The organism is Immundisolibacter sp. (genome assembly GCF_041601295.1).
Taxonomy (GTDB): Bacteria; Pseudomonadota; Gammaproteobacteria; order Immundisolibacterales; family Immundisolibacteraceae; genus Immundisolibacter.
This window is the reverse complement of sequence record NZ_JBFIII010000143.1, coordinates 1-4,869: the sequence shown is the minus strand read 5'-3', so window position 1 is coordinate 4,869 and position 4,869 is coordinate 1. Positions and strand designations below refer to the sequence as shown.

The window sequence follows — 4,869 nt, the reverse complement described above, 5'->3', positions numbered from 1 at the left end:
GGCCCCAGGATATCCAGCGGCACATCCTTGGTGACCTTGATGGTGTTGCGCTCGTAAGACAGCGCATAACCGGCGAAGGACGACTGGCCGAAAAAGCTGCAACCGATTTCTTCGTCGTGATTGTGGATGGTGCACTTGCCGTCCGGCGTGCGACCGCCGAAGTTCATGCCAAAGGCGTTCAGACAGGACAGCGGCTGGTGGGCAAGGCAGTTTTCGCACAGGCCGCAGCTATAAAAGGTCAGCACGACGTGGTCACCGGGCACCACCTTGCGCACGTTGCGGCCGACTTTCTCGACCACGCCGGAACCTTCGTGGCCCAGAACCATGGGTAAAGGCGCGGGGTAGAGCTGGTCTCGAATCGACAGATCGGTGTGGCACATGCCGGCGGCCACGATGCGCACCAAAATCTGGTCGTCAGCGGGCTCTGCCAGGTCCACGGTTTCTACCGTGAACTGCCCCTTTGGCTCGCGAACAACAGCGGCACGTATCTGCATTCAGGCTCCTCCTTCTGCCTCGGATTCTATCCCTGCCGTCACCGGGTTCTGACCCGGAGCACTACGAGGGGCGGTACCATACGCAGAAAAAATCTGCATGGCAATCGCGTAGAACGGAAAACTTCGGCTTTTATTTTACCCACCGACCTTGACACGCGAACTTAGTTGCTAACTCGTCGACATGATCAGCCGGTTGCATGCCGCTGCCTAAGACCAAGGTACAGAAGCATGGCCCTGGGAGACGCCGGAAATTTGGTTGGACGTGGCCAGGCTTGGTCGGCTTGGCGCGTCTGGACATCGACACCACGGGCATGGACGTGCGCATGCCCAGCGGCGGCGGTACCCACCCGGATCTGGTCAACAGACAAACCCGGGTGCCGGCACATCAGCTGACCGGCCCCTCGTTCAAATCTTAACCAAGGACTAAAGACATGCCACGGATAGGCGAATACGCGCGTTACCTCATTGCCACCGCCATGCTGGGCAACGGCATCGTGGGCTTGGCCCTGGGCGGTGGCTGGGTATGGCTGGGGCTGGCTGGCTTCGTCAGCCTGGCGCTGCTGGATTTCACTTCCGGCGTGGACCTGAGCCTGCGCGGAGGCGCCGGCAAGTGGTTCTACAACGGCGTGTTGTACCTGCAACTGCCGCTGATGGTGACGCTGTGGGTGTTATTTGCGCTACACATCCGCGCCGATGATCTGGGCCTGTTCAACATGCTGGGCGCCTTGATTGCGGTGGCGTTCCTGAGTGCGCTGGGCGGCCTTCCGTCAGCCCACGAACTGATGCACCGCAAGCATCCGCTGGAGATCGCTTACTGCAGCCTGTACCTGACGGTGTTCGGCCTGCCGATGAACGACCTCAACCACGTGCACGGCCACCATCCGTTCGTCGGCACCGCGGCGGACTCTGACACTCCAGTACGCGGGGAGTCGGTATACGGCTTTGTCAGGCGCTCGATCGTTCACGGCACCCGTATCGCGTACCAGATCGAAAAAAATCGCCTGGGCAAAACCGGGCATTCCGTATTCTGGTGGCGCAGTCGCGTGGTTTGGGCGGTGCTCAGCGTCAGCACCTGGGTCGGTCTGTTTGTGTGGCTGGCGGGGCCGCTCGGTCTGCCCTGGCTGCTGGCGGCCTGGGCGGTGTGTTTCCTGATTCTGGGCGGCTTCAACTACACGCAGCACTACGGCCTGGTACGCGAACCGGGCACGCCGCTGCTGCCGCACCATTCATGGAATCACTTGAACACCTTCAGCCGTGCGGTGTCGTTCGAGATATCCACGCATGCCGAACATCACCTCGACCCCGACAAGCACTATGAGTTGCTGCGACCCTACCCCGAGGCGCCGCAGATGCCGAGCATCGTGGCCTGCTTTCTGGCGTCGTTCATCCCGCCGCTGTGGGAACGTATGATCGCCAAGCCGCGGCTCATTGACTGGGATCGGCGCTACGCCAACGGGCGGGAGCGGGAGTTGGCCATGGCCGCCAACATCCACGCCGGCTGGCCGCGCTGGCTGGATAGCGCACCGACAGGCTGAGGTTTGGCGAACCAGCGCTTCTTCAGTCGCGAAACGCCTGACGTATCCGGCAGCTGGAAACGGGTGCTCTGACCCGGCGCCATCGATACAAGCGCCAATCTGGGCCGAAGAGCGCCTGCGGCCAGGTTGACCTGACCCAAGAGAACCCGGCAGTCTAGCGTGGCAGAAACCTGCTTGCATTGGACCCTGGACCAATAGCGGCTCTCGCTGAGTGCGCTGCCTGTGGCATGCCAGAAACACGCCACAGCGCTGGCCCTCCATGAATGCGGGTCCGAACACCCTGGCCGGGCTCCGTCTGCCTGCGCTAACCGAGCCGGTTCCGGGCAAACTCGCCTGCGACGACATCGGGAGGCGCTTCTGTACCGGCGGGGTAGGCGCGTTGGGCCGACCAACCGGCGCCTATTCGGCCCAGGTCAAAAACTCTTGAACGGCCATCCGCTCGGTACGGTACCGGTTCACCGGCGCGTCGGGATCGCCATACCCGATCGACATGCCGCACACCAGGTCGTGGTTTTCGGGCGCCGCGATGTGCTCCGCCACAATTTGCGGATACATGGCGAGCGCGAACTGGGGACAGGTTTCGAGGCCGTAACCACGCGCCGCGAGCATGACGTTCTGAAGAAACATGCCCATGTCGATCCAGGACCCCCGCGCCATGGCCCGGTCGATGTAAAAGAACAGGCCTAGCGGCGCACCGAAAAAATCGAAATTATTGAGCATCGCCTTTTGCCGGGCCGCTTTGTCGTCGATGCTGACCCCGAGCGCCCCAACCCCGAGCGCCCCATATAACTGCATACCGCAGCGCCAGCGCCGGCCCTTGTAGGGCTCGACGAACTTGTCCGGGTAATAGTCGTAGTGGGCGCTCGGCGGGCCACCGCCGGCCACGTGACTCAGAATTCCAGTGCTGATGCGCTGCTTGACCGCTCCGGTCACGGCAAGCACTTGCCATGGCTGCGTGTTGGTGCCCGACGGCGCCCAGCGCGCCGCCTCCAGCACCTGTTCCAACGTTTCTCTGGTAACCGGCTGATCAAGGTAGGCGCGTACCGAGATTCGATCCCGCATCGCCGCAATGACTTCCAATGTTGAGCTCCTTGGCGGGTATCGAGTTTCGCGGACGATCCAGCCGCCACGTTAATCCGTGCGCGGGTGCGGTTAGTATCCCTGCATCTGGAATCTGCCCGAAACCCTGACCCGCTGCTCCCAAGGAGACCACCACGTGAATCGACTGGCTGAAAAAGTTGCCCTCATCACCGGCGCAGCCGGCGGCATCGGCGAAGCCGCTGCGCGCCGCTTCGCCGCGCAGGGCGCACGCGTATTACTTGTTGATCTGGACGAAACAGCCCTGAAAGAGGTGGCGAAAAGCACCGATGCGATGAGTTACTGCGTCGCCGACGTGTCACAAGCGGAGCAGATGGCGGCCTGTGTGGAAGCGGCAGTGCAGCGCTACGGCGGGCTTGATATCGCCGTTTTAAATGCCGGCATCGAGGGCCAGGTAAGGCCCATAACCGATTACGACATCGCCACCTTCGACCGGGTCATGGCGGTCAACGTACGGGGCGTATGGCTGGGCCTAAAATACTGCATCCCGCAAATCGCCAGACGTGGCGGCGGCAGTATCGTCATCACCTCGTCGGTCGCCGGCCTGAGCGGGGCCGACAATATGTCGGCCTATTGTGCAAGCAAACACGCTGTGGTCGGACTTATGCGCACGGCTGCGGGCGAATGCGCGCCCATGAATATCCGGGTCAACACGGTCAATCCGGCGCCCATCGAAACACGCATGATGCGTTCGCTCGAAACCGGTTTTCTGCCGGATCAGCCGGACGCCGCCAAAGCCTTCATCACCCAGCGCATCCCCATGCAGCGCTACGGCACGCCCCAGGAGGTTGCCGATCTGATGCTGTTCCTGGCTGGCGACGAGAGTCCCTACTGCACCGGTGGAACCTACACCGTGGATGGGGGCATGTTCTGTCGCTGAGAGGTCCGGGTTTGTTGGGCCGAGCAGCCAGCGATCCTGCAAGGAGCTGAGCGCCGGCTCAGCGGCTCAGGTTGCTGGCGTCGAGAAACTTGTCGTAGTGCACATCGCGATCCGCCACACCGGCGGCGGCAAGCACCACCAGGGCGGCGTCGATCATCGGCGGTGGACCACACAGGTAGCCATGGCGGCTGGCAAGCTGCGCCACATGCGGGGCGGTGAGAAATTCCGTCACCAGTCCGCGGGCGCCGGTCCAGCCGCTGTCCGGCGGCTCATGCGAGAGCACCGGCAGGAACTGAAACGGCGCGGCCCAGCGACTGCCAATCGCCTCGATGGCATCCAGCTTGTACAGATCGCCCTGGGTACGGGCGCCAAACAGGAACACCGCGTCGCGCGCCACCCCGGCGCGGGCGGCTTCTTCAAGTAGCGCCAGCACCGGCGCAAGACCACTGCCGCCGGCCACCAGCAGCAGTGGCGCCGGCGCCGGCCGCAACCAGAAATCACCGCCCGGCCCCGTTACTTCCAGCATCTGGCCAACCCGCGATTCGGCAAACAGCCAGGTAGTGAACTGCCCGCCCGGGGTCAAGCGTACGAAGAAACCCAGCGTCCGATCACCGCCCGGCGTCGGTGCGGCGGCAAACGAATACTCGCGCGCGCGCTCAATGTGCGCAGGCCGCAGAGCCGCATACTGACCAGCGGCATACTCCAGAGGCTGGTCGATCTGCAGGCGCAACTCGACGATGTCGTGGGTGAGCGGAATCTGCGCCGTGATACGGCCCTGGCAGGTCATCTGGTGGAAATGTGGGCGCCGACTGTCAATGTCCACTTCGAGCGTGATTTCCTCGCCCGGCGCCACCTTGGCCTG

At 63.1% G+C, this 4,869-nt stretch carries 6 protein-coding genes; 3 read left to right on the top strand and 3 right to left on the bottom strand.

The features are described 5' to 3' along the window. Nucleotides 1–494 (bottom strand): alcohol dehydrogenase catalytic domain-containing protein (locus tag ABZF37_RS13510; protein WP_372720795.1); only part of this gene is annotated, 494 nt, incomplete at its 3' end. Nucleotides 495–775: 281 nt separating this feature from the next. Between ABZF37_RS13510 and ABZF37_RS13505 the strand changes: the two genes are divergently transcribed. Further along, on the top strand, nt 776–910 hold the full coding sequence (locus tag ABZF37_RS13505) for a hypothetical protein (protein WP_372720793.1): 135 nt from the start codon (nt 776–778) through the stop codon (nt 908–910). A 15-nt stretch (nt 911–925) separates the two neighbouring features. Then, entirely contained in the window at nt 926–2,029 is a 1,104-nt protein-coding gene (locus ABZF37_RS13500) for an alkane 1-monooxygenase (protein WP_372720791.1), read from the top strand. A gap of 399 nt (nt 2,030–2,428) precedes the next feature. Here the strand turns inward: ABZF37_RS13500 and ABZF37_RS13495 are convergent, their stop codons facing one another. Then, nucleotides 2,429–3,109, bottom strand: coding sequence for a nitroreductase (locus ABZF37_RS13495; protein WP_372720788.1), 681 nt, complete (start codon nt 3,107–3,109; stop codon nt 2,429–2,431). 136 nt (nt 3,110–3,245) lie between these two features. Here ABZF37_RS13495 and ABZF37_RS13490 point away from each other — a divergent pair, with 136 nt between their 5' ends. Then, nucleotides 3,246–4,007: an SDR family NAD(P)-dependent oxidoreductase gene (locus ABZF37_RS13490; protein WP_372720786.1), complete on the top strand. Its 762-nt coding sequence runs from the start codon at nt 3,246–3,248 to the stop codon at nt 4,005–4,007. A gap of 58 nt (nt 4,008–4,065) precedes the next feature. On the opposite strand, the gene ABZF37_RS13485 is transcribed toward ABZF37_RS13490, so the two are convergent. Beyond that, nucleotides 4,066–4,869: FAD-binding oxidoreductase (locus ABZF37_RS13485; RefSeq protein WP_372720784.1), on the bottom strand; the 804-nt coding region annotated here is incomplete at its 5' end.